Genomic DNA, 12736 nt, shown 5'->3' with positions numbered 1-12736 from the left:
CTAGCGCACGCGATTGTTCTCGATGAAGTCGAAGTCAATGTCCTCGCCCAAGCCGGGGCGGTCGGGGACATGCACATAGCCCTCGCCGTCCATCGGGTCCGAGAGCTGCCGGAGATAATCGAAACCGTCGTCATATTCCAGGAAGGGATGCAGCAGCCCGCGCTCGTACCAGCGGCAGTTCTTGGTGGCGGCGACGACATGCAGGTTCATCGCGGTATTACCGTGCACCTCGCATTCCATGCCAAAGGCCTCGGCCAGGTGCATGGTCTTGAGCGCCGGGGTGATGCCGCCCACGTCGTTCACGCCGGTGCGCAGAATGTCGCAGGCACCGGCCTTGATCCATTCCGCGCGGTGCCAATGCTTGCCCGCTGCGCTTTCCGGGCCGATCACCGGAATGTCCAGATTGTCGGCCAGCCACTTGTATGATGACATGGACTGCTCGTCCATAGGTTCCTCGATCCAGTCGAAGCCCAGCTTTTCCAAACCGCGGCCCAGCGCCAGCGCGTCGCTGCGCGGATACCAATGGAAGGCGTCGATCATCAGGCGGATGTCCGGCCCGACCGCCTCGCGCACCGCGGCGCAGGCCTTGAGGTCCATCTTCACGTCGGGCGCCCAGCTGACCGGGGGCATCCAGGTGTGCAGCTTGATGCCCTTGTAGCCGCGCTTGACCAGGGTTTCGGCGAAACGGCCGTAATCCTCGGGTGTGGCAAGCCCCCCCTCCATCTCGTCGCCGCACATGATGCTGCCATAGGCCAGCACCTTGTCGCGATACCCGCCGATCAGCTTGTAGACCGGCTGGTTCAGGGCCCGCCCCGCCAGATCCCACAGCGCGCAATCGACTACGGCCAGCGTCCGGTCGGTCAGCTGCGCCGCCGAGCCGCGCTGCCAGTGCGCCAGATCCTGCCACAACCGCTCCCGGTCGCGGGCATCCTGTCCGACAAGAACCTTTCGGACGAACTTCTCGATCACATGCGGGCGAACGATTTCCGGCGCGGTAAAGGAATGGCCTTCGTGGCCGTCTTCAGTGCGGATGGTCAGCATCGCCTGCTCGATCTGATGAGCCGGACCAGGATGAGCGTGACCCGCGCTATCGGAATGGCGGCGCGTGGTGGTCAGGAACACCCGAACCTCAACATCGGATATGATCATGGTCCGCCCCCGTTCTGCATGTTGCTTGATTCCGTTATGTCAAACATCTTCTAGTTTTCTATATGCTATATTGTCAATAGTTGTATTATAACTTTGCTGCAATCTGGACTCCCCGGGCGACCAGCCGCGACCTGCTGGAGGGATGGTCCCGCACCTGCTGCCCGGCATCGCGCCAGTCCAGTTGCGCGCTCCTTCCGTTATCCCGGTTGCCGGAAGGGGGGCAGCGCAGGTCGCCCGAGGATCCGATCAGATCGCCAGCGAGCCGCGCTCCTCCGCCGCCGCGTTGCTGGGCAACCAGTTATGGCCCCAGGGCGTCGGTTTGCTCATGCCCCCGACAGCCAATTCGCAACCCGAGTCCCCACTGTCTTCGGGCAAAGGGACCCGGACCGTCCCCGACCCGCACCGTTAGTTGTTGCCGGTCAATTGACCCCATCGCCGCGATCGTGCTTGAAATTGGAGCGAAGATTCCAGAGCATCTCATTTTTCTCGGATAGCCATGCCAACAACTCCCTCCGACATCGCAGCCATATCGCAAGCAGTCAGCGATGCCGTGACCAGGCGCCCGCCGCAACAGGCCCGCAGCCGGCGCTCGCAGGCCAAGGTGCTGGCCGCCGCCCGGCGTTTGCTGGAGGAAGAGGGCTATGAAGGGCTGACGCTGCAAAAGGTCTCACGCCAGTCGGGGGTCTCTATCGGTTCGATCTATGGCCGGTTCACCGGCAAGGACGAGCTGATGCACGCCGTGCAGGCGGTGGTAATGGAGGAGTTGGGGCTGGCGCATCGTTCGCTGCTGGACCCCTCGCGCTGGACCGGCGTACCGCTGCGCCAGCTGGTGCCCCAGCTTTTCGATGGCTTCGCCGATCTGTTGCGGCAATTTGCACCGATCCTGCGCCAGATGATGCTGCGCGCCACGCAGGACGCGGAAATCAGCCGTGTCGGCACCGAGGCCTATCAGTCGTTCATCACCCAGGCGATGGCGGTGCTGATGCAATGCGAAGGCGAAGTGCGGCGCGAGCCCCGCGACGAGGCACTACGCTTTGCCCTGTTCGCCGCCTTCTCGATCTATCGCAACCACCTCGGCTTCGGATCGGACAAGGGCGAGATGCCGGATATCGAATGGGCGGCGCTGAAACGCCAGACCAACGACATGGTCATCAGCTATCTTCTGGGCTGACAAACGGCCGGCATGCAAACGCCGCCGGAACGAACCGGCGGCGCGGCAGGGAAGGCATCACGCTCAGTGCGCCGCGGCCGGGGAGGCGGCCTGACGCGCGGCCTTCATGCGGCGGGTCTTGCCGATGCCGGCCAGGATCAGCGCCACTGCGATCGCCAGCGACACCGGGCCGAAGGTGCGGAAGGGCAGCAGCACGTCCCCGCCACCTATTTCGCGCACGGCGCTGAAGAACAGCGGGCTGACGAACATGCCGGCAAAGAAGGCGCTGCACCAGCAGCCCATGACCCGGCCGCGATGCTGCGGCCCGAACAGCGTCGAGACCCAGAAGATCATCGCGCTGATCGCCATGCCGGCGCCGATCTGCTGCAGGAAGGCCGAGACGCCCATCTGCACCACGTTGGTCGAGAGGCCGACGCCGATCATGCCCAGGCCGACCAGCAGTAGCACGATGCCCAGAACCTGCTCGGAAGAAATCAGCCGCGAGATATAGCCGAAGACCAGCGCACCGACCGGCACCGCAAGGCTGGCGAGCGACATCATCACGCCGATGCGCTCGGGCGATGCGCCGTCCAGCGAATGGAAGGCCGAGCCGCCGTTGATCGTGTAGATGTAATACAGCGCGGCGATGACAAAGGTCAGGACCATGACACCGATCATCCGGCCCCAGGGGAAGACGGTGTCATCGATCTCTGGCTCGTCGGCATGGCGCTCCTGCCCGGTCGGTTCATACATCCAGATATACATGGCGATGAACAGCACGAAGGCCGAGGCATAGATCCAGAACGCGCCGTTCCAGACGATGCCGGTCAGATAGCCTGACAATGCATAGACCACGGTGCCAAGTGCCGGGCCAATCACGCCCTGAACGGTCAGCCAGATGCGGCGACCGCGCATGTCGAAATAATCCAGCAGCATGGTGTTGGCCATGGTCAGCACCACCGCCTCGGACAGGCCGACACCCAGCCGGCTGATGAAGATCGGCAGCAGGCTGTCCACGTAAAGCGGCACCGTGCCGCAGATGCCGTAAAGCAGCGTCGCGCCCAAGAGCAGCGGCCGGCGGCCCAGCCGGTCGGCGAACCAGCCGGCAAAGGACGCGGTCAGCGCGATCATTAGGCCCGGCGCGGTGATCATCAGCGGGATCAATGTCCGCGCATGGGGCACATTGTCGAAATGCTGGATCAGGCTCGGCACCGCCGGCACCAACGAGATGATCGCCAGGATCGGCAGAAACGAGGTCAGCGCCATGACCAGCCCCTGCGGGATGCCGGCCTTGCGTGTAACCCCGGTCGACGGGTGTTCGGTTGACAAAACGTGTTCCTCCTCGAAAAGCGCGGGGCGGCTTACCGCCGCCGGCCGGGTCTCTGCAGGCGGCGCGTGCCGGTATAGCAGGCGGCCGCTTGAATCTGTCTGAGGATCGGCCCCGATGCTCGGCATGGCCGCGCGCGGCTGCGTCAATCGGTCGCTCCTCCTCCCTTCCGGCGGAATTACAACGCGCGGAACCGAATCGGAAATCATAACGGCACATGAGTGTATTCAGAATATGAATACTAATTTTGGTTGAGCTGGCAAGCTCATGAATACATTGTTGCACCGGATCAATTTTCCTTGGCTTCGACCTGCTTCTAGGGTGCGGCCGTCACGAATCGAAAGGGAGGTCAAGTGTCACATTTCGAAGTGCTGATCGTGGGCAGCGGGCCGGTAGGATCGGCGTTTGCCCGCCATCTCGCCGCCCGGGGCGCCGGCCGGAACATGCTGATGGTCGAGGCCGGCGCCGATCTGCAGCTCTCGGGCGGCGCCAACATGCGCAACCTGCCGCCCGCGGAACGCGAGGCCGCCTATGCCCAAGCCCGGGCCTTTCCCCTCGCCCGTGTGGGCGACGTGCCCGAGGGCGCGTTGAAGGCCCGGCCGGGCACTTTCCTGGCTCGGCCGGACGCCCTGCCCGGCGACCCGGGCATGCCTGCCGCCGCGATGTCGTCGAACCTCGGCGGCATGGGGGCGCATTGGACCTGCGCCTGCCCGCGCCCCGGCGACAGCGAATGCATCGGCTTCCTCGACCCGGAGCGGATGGACGCGGCACTGACGCGGGCCGAGGAATACCTTTCGGTAACGCAAAAGGGTTTCCCCGAGACCCGCGCCACCCGCCACGTCGTCAGCCGGTTGCGCGAAGCCTTCGGCGCCGGCCGCAGCCCCGAGCGCCAGCCGCAGCCGATGCCGCTGGCCTGTCGCCCCGACGGCGACCGGCCGAAATGGGCCGGTGTGGACATGGTGCTTGGTCCCCTCGCCACGCCCGAGGGCCGCGCCAGCGCCGGGGTCGGGCTGCGCAGCGGCACGCTCTGCCGCCGCCTTCTCGCCGAAGGCAACCGTGTCACCGGCGCCGAGCTGGTGGATCTGGCCAGCGGCCGGATCGAGAGGATCAGCGCCGGCGCGGTGATGGTCGCGGGCGACGCGCTGCGCACGCCGCAATTGCTGCATGCGTCGGGCATCCGGCCCGCCGCGCTGGGGCGCTGGCTGAACGACCAGCCGCAGGTCATCGCCCTGATCGAGCTGGACCTGGAAACCGGAACCCGCGCCGAGGAGAGGGCCCTGATGGACGGCCGCGACGGGGTTTCCGGCGTCAGCTGGCTGCCGTTCCACGACCCCGAGTTCCCGTTCCACGCGCAACTGATGCAGATGGACACCTCACCCATCGCGCTGCCACCCCTGCCCGATGGCACCACGCGGCCTGTGGTCGGGCTGGGATTGTTCCTGGCCAAGGACGTGCAGGAGGACGACCGCATCGTCTTTGACGAGGCGACAGACGCCTTGGGAATGCCGCGCTTCCGGCTGGACTATCGCCTGACCGAGCGGGACCGGGCGCGGGTCGAACTGGCGATGGACTGGGTAGAGCGCATCGGTGCCGCATTGGGCCGCATCGTGCCGGGTGGCGCGCCGATGCTGCTGCCCGCCGGCAGCTCGCTGCATTATCAGGGCACGCATCGCATTGGCCCGGCGGATGACGGCAGCTCGGTCTGCGATGCCGAGGGGCGGGTCTGGGGCTATAACAACCTCTATCTGGGCGGAAACGGCGCCATCCCGACCGCCACCGCCTGCAACCCGACGTTGACCGCCGTGGCCTTGGCGCTCCTGGCGGCGGATCGGGTCATCGAGCGGCACCTGTAAGCAAAGGCCCCGGCAGATCGCCGGGGCCTTTCTCGTTGGCGGAAGGCTCAGCCCTCCAGTGTCAGCTCGGTCTCATGCGCGGTGGTGGGTACGAAGGGCAGGTAGGAAATCCGCAGCCGCTCGGCCAGCTTCAGCTTGTGCTTGCCAGGCGCCAGGCCGCCCGGACGGGTCACCACGATCTCGGCCTTCTCGCCGAAATCCCAGCGGTCGTCATGGACGGTTTCCAGCTGGTCCAGCGTCCAGCTGCGGCCACGCAGGGACAGGCGCACGGCCTCGCGCGGCACGGCTTCGCCGTCCACGGTCACGGCCAGGTCCTCGATCATCGACAGGCCCAGGCCGCGGTAATAGGGCAGCCGCGCCAGGAAACGGAAGCCGGCGACCTCCCCGCTCTCGGTCACGTTGCGAAAGCCCTCGGGACAGATGATGTGCTGATCGAACATGATGTCTCTCCTCAGGCCGGAACGGTTTCGCCAAGCAGGCGCGCGAACATTTGCTGCTGCAGCCGGACCTGGCCGAGGCTGTCCACCTCCTGCGCGTCCTCGATCCAGCGGTTGCCCTCGTATTCCGAGCAGAGATAGCCCCGATAGCCCCCCTGCTTCAGCACCGCGACGACTTCGTCATAGGGGATCGACCATTCCTGGCCGTCCTCGGTCATCTCGTAGAACTTGGCGTGGATATTGTGGATGCGCGGCATGAACTCCAGCATCCGGCGCGGTTCATAGGCGGCGTTGTGGCGCAGTGTCTCGACCATGGCCATCTGCGGGCCCGGACCCCATCGCTGCATCACGTCCAGCACGACATATTCCGCCAGCCGCCGGTCCTCATAGGCTTTTTCGATGAAATCCGCGGCATCGCGCGGGCAGCCGTTGCGAATGAAGCGTTCCTTCCAGACGCGCGGGAAGCGGTGCAGGAACATGCCCATGTCGGGCAGGAAGCCAAGCGCCGTGCTGCCGGACTTTTCATAGGCCTCGGCGTGGCGGATGATCCAAGGGTGGTCGAAGTGCAGGGGCGCGTGGACCTCCAGCAGGATCGTCACGCCCGCCTCTTCCGCATAGGGTGCGGCCGCGACCAGAACCTCGGGTTCGACCGAGACCAGCGAGCGGATATAGGGCGCACCCAGCCGGCGGGCGAGTTCGATATCTTTGCGGACGCTGGCCACCTGTTCGTCGAAGGGCATCATCCTGCCCTTGTAACGTTTATAATCCAGCATGAAATCGTGACAGACCGGCACCGTGCCGTAAGCCGCCATCAGCCGGTGCCATTCGGCAATGCCTGCCTCGGGCATGCCGCGTTCGGGCCAACCGGCGAAGGTCTGCTCGCCCACCACCTCAATGCCCATCGCGCCCATCGCGGCGCATTCGCGGATGCAGTCCTCCAGGCTCATGCGCCCGAGGAAGGTGTCGTTCTGGAAACTGTAAAGGCTGACGCCCCGCTTGATCTGGTGCTCCATCGCGGCCCCTCCCCGGGCCTGCCGTTCACGACTGGACAAATATAAATCAGAATACTATTTCTAATAGTAATGCGGCGGACCGGCTGTCAAGCATCCGCGCCACAACCTCCGGTGAAAGAAATGATCCTGAACGAACGCCAGCGCAGCATGGCCGTCGCCGTCGTCGGTGCGGCCCTGGTGCTGGAGATCATGGATGGCTCCATCATCAACGTGGCCATTCCCCAGTTGCAGCAATCGCTTGGCGCCAGCGGACCGCAAATCGGCTGGGTGTCCTCGGGTTATGCGTTCTTTTTCGCCGCCCTGCTGATCGCGGGCGGGCGGCTGGGCGACATTCTGGGATACCGGCGCATGTTCATGGCCGGCATGACCGGATTCGGACTGGCCTCGGCCGGCTGCGGGCTGGCCGGCTCGGCCGAGATGCTGATTGCCATGCGCATCCTGCAAGGCGCGGCGGCAGCGATGATGGGACCGCAGGTGCTGTCCATCGTCCAGGTGCTTTATGCGCCGCACGAGCGTTTCAAGGTCATGGGCATCTTTGGCCTGATCGGCGGCGCCGCGGGCATCCTGGGCCCGATCATAGGCGGGCTGCTGATGCGGCTCGACCTGTTCGGGCTGGGCTGGCGGCCGATCTTCCTTGTCAACGTGCCGGTGGTCGCATTGGCGCTGGTGCTGGCCCGGCGCGTGCTGCCCAAGGGCGGCTCGGCCGAGGCTCGCGGGCTGGACGGCAAGGGGCTCGCGCTCGCCCTGCCCGGGCTGGCGGCGCTGCTGTTCCCGCTGATCGAGGGGCCGCGCCTGGGCTGGCCGCCGCCTCTGCGGCTGCTGCCCCTGCTGGCGGTCCTGCTGCTGGTGCTGTGCTGGCGTCACCTGCGGCAGAGGGCGGCCGCGAACCGGACGGTGCTGGTGCCGCCGGCGCTGTTCGGGGACGGGCTGCTGCTGACCGGGCTGGCGATGGTCATGCTGTACACCACCGGGACCGGGGCGCTGCTGCTGTCGGCCTCGGTTGCGCTGCAGCGCGGGCTGGGCGTCGACGTGCTGCAGACCGCGCTGATCCATATCCCCTTCGCGGCGGGTGCGGCGTTCTCGATCGCGCTGCTCGGGCGCAGGCTGCTGCCGATCCTTGGGCGCAGGATGATGCTGATCGGCGCCGCCAGCCAGATCTGCGGGCTGCTTTTGCTGTCGGAGGGCATGGCCGCGGCGGATCTGTGGCGCATCGGGGCCGGTTTTGCACTCTGCGGCAGCGGCATGGGGCTGATCTCGGCCCCGCTGCCGGCCTTTTGCTTCGTGCGCGTGCCGCCCGCGCAGGCCGGCGCGGCCTCGGGCCTGTTCACGACCTGTCAGCAACTGGGCATGGCGCTTGGCGTGGCGACGCTGGGCACCGCCTTCCTGGCGGCGTTGGATGGCGGCGCCGATCCGGCCCGCGCCTTTGCCACGCTGGCACTGTGGCAGATCGGCCTGCTGGTGGCGGTTGCGGCACTCAGCCGGCTGATCCCGGCGCGCGCGCACCTGGCCGCCACCACGGCCTGAGCCAATTATGGAATAAGAATATTCATTCTTGACAGAATCGCGCCCTCAAATATAGAACGACAATTCTAATTATCTGCACGGCCTTTCCCGGCCGTCCTTCGGGAGGAAAATCCAATGAAATTCTCGCTTTTCCTGAACGCCCGCGCCACGGCGCCGGACCAGGACCGCTTCGTCATGCAATCGGTCGTCGCCCATGCCCTGTCCGCCGAAGCCGCCGGATTCGAGGCCGTCTTTACCCCCGACCACCATTTCACCGGCTATGCCCCCTGGGCCTCGGACCCGATGATGTTCGCGGCCTGGCTGGCGCCGCAGTTCAAGAAAAAGACCACGCTGGGCTTTTCTGTCACCTCGGTGCCGCTGCACAGCCCGGTGCGCTTTGCCGAACGGGTGAACCTGCTGGACCAGATCAACGACGGCCGCGTGCTGATCGGCGTCGGTTCCGGCACCACCCCCGAAGAGATGATCGGCTTCGGCGTGAACTACAAGCAGGCGTCGGAAATCTCGGATCGCAACCTGGAGATCGCGGAACGGCTCTGGGCCAAGCAGCCCGAGGACCCGCCGGTCGAATACGAGAACGGCCCCTACAAGGGCCGCGTGCTGCAGCGCATCGCACCGGCCGCCTACAGCAAGGGCCATGCTCCGCTGATGCCGGTGGCGCTGAAGGATGCCTCGGCCCGGCGCGCGGCGGAGCACGGCTGGCCCGCCTTTATCCCGGCCTTCACGCCCCCGATGATCAACAACCTGGAACCGCTCAGGCACGTCACCACGCATTTCACCAAATATCGCGACCTATTGCTGGCCGCCGGCCACGACCAAGCCACGCTCGACCACGCGCTTGGCTGGACCACCCACACCTATCAATGCGTCCATGTCGCCGAGTCCGCCGATCAGGCCCGCGAAGAACTGGAAGTGATCCTGCGCGCCTATCAGGACGCCGTGAACCGCGAGAACGAATTCGCCAAGAAGGCCGAATCCAACGAGGCCAACACCAAGACCGACAAGATCTCCGACGCGCTCAGCGACGAATGGATCGCGACCTGGTGTCTCTATGGCACGCCGGAACAGGTGATCGAGCATCTGCAACCCTATGCCGACCTGGGCATCGGCAACGTGCTCTGCGGCACCACCACCGGCCCGCTGACGCAAGAGCGGCTGGACTTTGCCGAGCAGACCGTGCGCCTGATGGGCCGGCACGTCATCCCGCATTTCGCGGCCAAGCAGGCGGTGCCGGCATGATCCGGCCGCTGATCGTCGGCTTCGGCGGCACCACCCGCCCCGGCTCGTCGGGCGAAAGGCTGGTGCGCGCGGCCTTGGCCGCCTGCGAGGCCGGGGGCGCCGAGACCCGCCTTTTCGGCGGAGATTTCCTCGCCGAACTGCCGCATTACGCCCCCGAGCGGCCCGAGCGCAGCCCGCGCCAGACCGAATTCGTCGAGGCGGTCCGGCGCTGCGACGGCATCGTCATCGGCACACCGGCCTATCACGCCGGCATCTCGGGCCTGGTGAAGAACGCGCTCGACCTGCTCGAAGACCTGCACGGCGACGCGCGGGTCTATTTCGACGATCGCCCCGTGGGGCTGATCGTCTCGGCCGCGGGCTGGCAGGGCGCCGGGGTCACGCTTTCGGCGCTGCGCGACATGGTGCATGCGATGCGCGGCTGGCCCACGCCCATCGGGGTCACGGTGAACACGCTGGCCGGCCCGGTCTTTGCCGAGAACGGCAGCGTATCGGATGCGCAGCTGACCGCGACCATCGCCGCGCAGGCCGACCAGATCATGCGCTTTGCCCGCGCCTTCAAGGCGCGGCACGATATGAAGGGGGCCGCCTGATGTCCGGACTGAGCACCGATGACAAGGCTCTGCTGACCGCCGGCGGCGCCATGTGGTCCACCGCCACGCCCGGCGACGTGCCGGCGCTGACCATGGCGGACGGGCCGATGGGCGTCGCCTCGGGGCGCGTCGATGAACGCGACGTGGCGGTGCTGACCCCGGCACCGGTGGCGCTTGGCGCTAGCTGGGACCCGGACCTGGTGCGCCGCATCGGCGCCGTGGTCGGGGCCGAGGCCGCGCGCTCGGGCGTCGATGCGCTTCTGGCGCCGAACCTGAACCTGCCGCGCTCGCCGCTGTGCGGGCGGGCCTTCGAATATTTCTCGGAGGATCCCTGGCTGACCGGCGCGCTTGGCCGCGCCTGGGTCGAGGGCCTGCAGGCGCAGGGCGTCGGCGCCATTCCCAAGCACGTCACCTGCAACGACAGCGAGACCGACCGCAATCAGGTCGATGTCCAAGTGGACGAGGCCGCGCTGCGCGAGGTCTACATGCTGCCCTTCGAGATGGCCTTGGCCGCGCAACCGGCCGGTTTCCTGATGGCCTATAACAAGGTCAACGGCAGCTATTGCTCGGAAAACGCCCTGCTGATGAACCGGATCATCAAGCAGGAATGGAGTTTTGCCGGCCTTCTGGTCTCGGACTGGTTCGGGGTGCAGGATGGTCTGGCCGCGACCCGTGCCGGGCTGGACCTGGAGATGCCGGGGCCGGGCCGGCAGATGGGCAGCCATGTCGCCGCCATGGTGGCCGGGGGCAAGGTCGCGCCCGCGCGGCTGGAGGATGCCGCAAGCCGCGTCGAGCGAACCGCCCGCCGCTTTGCCGGCAAGGGCCAGACCGCGCCCCTTGACCGTGCAACGCTGGTCGAAGCCGCCGCCGCCGGCATGGTGCTGTTGAAGAATGACGGCGGGCTGCTGCCGCTGGACCCCGCGCGGCATCCGAAGGTGGCGTTGGTCGGGCCGAACTGGTTCGCGCCCTGCTATCAGGGCGGCACATTCGCCAAGATCGCCATCGACCCCGACCTGCCTACCCCCGGCCAGGCGGTGACGCAGGCGCTGGCCGGCTGCGCGGTTAGTTTCGCGCAGGGCTGCCTGCCGAAAGCGATCCTGCCGCCGATGCGCGTCACCCCGGCCCAGGACCTGCCCGACAGCCGCGGCTGCGGCATGGTGGTCAGCTATTACGACACGCAGGATTTCGACCGCCCGCCGGTGGCGCAGGAAACCCGCGACACCAATTCGCTGACCTGGTTTGCCCGCACCGGCATCGCCGCAGTGCTGGACAAACCCGCCGGCATCCGCGCCGAGGGCATCTTTACCCCCGACCATCCCGGCGCGCATGTCATCTGCGCCGGCGGCACCGGCGCCATCCGCGTGCTGGTCGACGGGGTCGAGCTGCATCGCAACGACACCACCTATGCCCCCGCCGACATCATGGGCCGGCTGAAATCGGGCGAAGCCGACCGGGTCGAGATCGACTTCCCCGACCGCGCCCCGCGCCGCATCACCATCGAGCTGCGCTATCCCCCGGCCTATGTGCAGGGGCTGTGGTATGGCATCGAGGGCCCCGAACGTGCCGAGGCCATGCTGGCCGAGGCCGAGACCGCCGCGCGCGACTCTGATCTGGTTCTGCTGATGCTGGGCGAAACCTCGGATGCCAGCGTCGAATCCAGGGACCGCGACAGCACCGCCCTGCCCGCACGGCAACTCGAACTGCTGCGCCGCGTGACCGCCGCCAATCCGCAGACCGTGGCCATCGTCAACGTCGGCCATGCGCTTGATCTGTCCTTCGCGGATCAGGTGCCGGGGCTGATGCTGGCGCTGTATCCCGGGCAGGAATTCGCCGCCGCCCTGGCGGAGGTGATCCTGGGCGCGCGCGAACCGGCCGGCCGGCTGGCCTTCAGCATCGCGGCGCAGGACGGTGACTATCCGGCCTTTGCCCTGCAACCCGACGCGCAGGGCCGGCTCAGCTATGCGGAGGGCCGGCTGATCGGCTATCGCGGCATGATGGCTGCCGGCAAGGCGCCGCCGTTCGGGCTGGGCGAGGGCATGGGCTATGCCAGCCCGGCGCTGGCCGAGGCGCGGCTGACCGGGGACGACCGGGTGGCGTTGCGGCTGACCAATGCCGCGCGCCGTGCCGGCAAGGCGGTGGCACAGCTTTACGCCCGCCTGCCGGGCGAGGATTTCGCCAGCCTGATCGGCTATGCCACCGCCACCGTCCCGGCCGAGGGCAGCGCCGAGATCGAGATCGCCCCCGACCTGCGTCCGCTGCGGCGCTGGCAGGGCGACGGCTGGCTGCTGCCGGACAGCGTCCAGCTGCATGCCGGCCTGTCCCTGCGCGAAGCCATGGGCAGACCGCCGCTGGTTCTGCGCCTCTGAACCGTCGGGGGCGGTCGCGGTATCGCCCCCGACCCATTCACGAAATCACTTTCGCAGATTTATCGAGATGATTTCATGAATGTCCCTTTTC

10 protein-coding genes are annotated in these 12736 nt (G+C 66.9%); 6 read left to right on the top strand and 4 right to left on the bottom strand.

What is annotated here, in order from left to right:
• Entirely contained in the window at positions 1-1149 is a 1149-nt protein-coding gene (locus L632_RS0102135; protein WP_028716278.1) for a mandelate racemase family protein, read from the bottom strand.
• 550 nt (positions 1150-1699) lie between these two features.
• Between L632_RS0102135 and L632_RS23400 the strand changes: the two genes are divergently transcribed.
• Positions 1700-2320, top strand: coding sequence for a TetR/AcrR family transcriptional regulator (locus L632_RS23400; protein WP_051476359.1), 621 nt, complete (start codon positions 1700-1702; stop codon positions 2318-2320).
• 63 nt (positions 2321-2383) lie between these two features.
• Here L632_RS23400 and L632_RS21930 read toward each other — a convergent pair whose 3' ends face one another.
• Entirely contained in the window at positions 2384-3628 is a 1245-nt protein-coding gene (locus L632_RS21930) for an MFS transporter (protein ID WP_198021791.1), read from the bottom strand.
• A 351-nt stretch (positions 3629-3979) separates the two neighbouring features.
• Here L632_RS21930 and L632_RS0102120 point away from each other — a divergent pair, with 351 nt between their 5' ends.
• Complete coding sequence (locus L632_RS0102120; RefSeq protein WP_028716277.1) at positions 3980-5479, top strand: GMC oxidoreductase; 1500 nt, start codon at positions 3980-3982, stop codon at positions 5477-5479.
• A gap of 47 nt (positions 5480-5526) precedes the next feature.
• Here the strand turns inward: L632_RS0102120 and L632_RS0102115 are convergent, their stop codons facing one another.
• Both L632_RS0102115 and L632_RS0102110 read right to left on the bottom strand, forming a co-directional pair.
• Positions 5527-5919 carry a DUF6379 domain-containing protein gene (locus L632_RS0102115; protein ID WP_028716276.1) on the bottom strand — a complete coding sequence of 131 codons (393 nt, stop codon included), beginning with the start codon at positions 5917-5919 and terminating at the stop codon, positions 5527-5529.
• An 11-nt stretch (positions 5920-5930) separates the two neighbouring features.
• Positions 5931-6929 (bottom strand): sugar phosphate isomerase/epimerase, encoded by a 999-nt coding sequence (locus L632_RS0102110; protein WP_028716275.1) that lies wholly within the window; start codon positions 6927-6929, stop codon positions 5931-5933.
• A gap of 120 nt (positions 6930-7049) precedes the next feature.
• On the opposite strand from L632_RS0102110, the gene L632_RS0102105 reads away from it, so the two are divergent.
• The 4 genes from L632_RS0102105 to L632_RS21925 all read left to right on the top strand — a co-directional run bounded on the left by L632_RS0102105 (position 7050) and on the right by L632_RS21925 (position 12645).
• Positions 7050-8453, top strand: a complete 1404-nt coding sequence (locus L632_RS0102105; RefSeq protein WP_051476357.1) for an MFS transporter — start codon at positions 7050-7052, stop codon at positions 8451-8453.
• A gap of 114 nt (positions 8454-8567) precedes the next feature.
• Positions 8568-9689 (top strand): LLM class flavin-dependent oxidoreductase, encoded by a 1122-nt coding sequence (locus tag L632_RS0102100; protein ID WP_028716273.1) that lies wholly within the window; start codon positions 8568-8570, stop codon positions 9687-9689.
• Positions 9686-10279, top strand: a complete 594-nt coding sequence (locus L632_RS0102095; protein WP_028716272.1) for an NADPH-dependent FMN reductase — start codon at positions 9686-9688, stop codon at positions 10277-10279. Before L632_RS0102100 ends, L632_RS0102095 begins: the two co-directional genes overlap by 4 nt.
• Positions 10279-12645, top strand: coding sequence for a glycoside hydrolase family 3 protein (locus L632_RS21925; protein WP_051476356.1), 2367 nt, complete (start codon positions 10279-10281; stop codon positions 12643-12645). The genes L632_RS0102095 and L632_RS21925 overlap by 1 nt, the downstream gene beginning before the upstream one ends.
• Positions 12646-12736: the final 91 nt, after the last annotated feature.

This window comes from Paracoccus sp. J39 (assembly GCF_000518925.1).
In the GTDB taxonomy this organism is placed as follows: Bacteria; Pseudomonadota; Alphaproteobacteria; order Rhodobacterales; family Rhodobacteraceae; genus Paracoccus.
The sequence above is the reverse complement of the archived record's forward strand: the minus strand, read 5'-3'. Positions and strand labels throughout refer to the sequence as shown.

Coding starts and splice junctions, on each gene's coding strand:
- L632_RS0102135 (WP_028716278.1), bottom strand. CDS start 1,149: ATGATCATATCCGATGTTGAGGTTCGGGTGTTCCTGACCACCACGCGC.
- L632_RS0102115 (WP_028716276.1), bottom strand. CDS start 5,919: ATGTTCGATCAGCACATCATCTGTCCCGAGGGCTTTCGCAACGTGACC.
- L632_RS0102110 (WP_028716275.1), bottom strand. CDS start 6,929: ATGGAGCACCAGATCAAGCGGGGCGTCAGCCTTTACAGTTTCCAGAAC.
- L632_RS0102105 (WP_051476357.1), top strand. CDS start 7,050: ATGATCCTGAACGAACGCCAGCGCAGCATGGCCGTCGCCGTCGTCGGT.
- L632_RS0102100 (WP_028716273.1), top strand. CDS start 8,568: ATGAAATTCTCGCTTTTCCTGAACGCCCGCGCCACGGCGCCGGACCAG.
- L632_RS0102095 (WP_028716272.1), top strand. CDS start 9,686: ATGATCCGGCCGCTGATCGTCGGCTTCGGCGGCACCACCCGCCCCGGC.
- L632_RS21925 (WP_051476356.1), top strand. CDS start 10,279: ATGTCCGGACTGAGCACCGATGACAAGGCTCTGCTGACCGCCGGCGGC.